A 516-nucleotide genomic window follows, 5' to 3' on the forward strand; every position below is an offset into this window, starting at 1 on the left:
ATGTAACGCACTGGGTCGATGGCTTCTCGCGTTGGGCCTGCTGAGATCAGAATGGACTTGCCTTCCAAGACTTTAGGTTGGAAAAACTGTTCACACAGATGCACCAATTGCATTGGTTCAAGCATTCGACCCGGACCAACATCACCACAGGCTTGTTCACCTGCTGCTGGACCCCAAATGTGCATACCGCGGCGAGCTAGAGTCGCAATGTTCTCTTGCGTCGCGATGTTGCGATACATTTGCTGATTCATTGCTGGAGATACCGCAACAGGCGAATCCGTTGCCAACACTAACGTCGTCAATAAATCATTGCCCATGCCAGCTGACATACGAGCAATGAGGTCTGCCGTAGCAGGAGCAAGCAGCACTAAATCCGCCCATTTAGCTAACTCGATGTGACCCATTGACGCTTCAGCCGCCGGATCGAGCAAGCTATCGGATACTGGTCGTCCTGAGACGGCCTGCATGGTTAACGGAGTAATAAACTCTTTTGCAGCTTTCGTCATGACGACGAAG

1 protein-coding gene is annotated in these 516 nt (G+C 51.4%); it reads right to left on the reverse strand.

Annotated features, from left to right (window positions below):
• Nucleotides 1–516, reverse strand: a 516-nt coding sequence (locus R7O13_RS30965) for a flavoprotein (RefSeq protein WP_318305737.1), incomplete at both ends; no start/stop codon positions are given.

It is taken from the genome of Vibrio sp. Y176 (assembly GCF_033438945.1).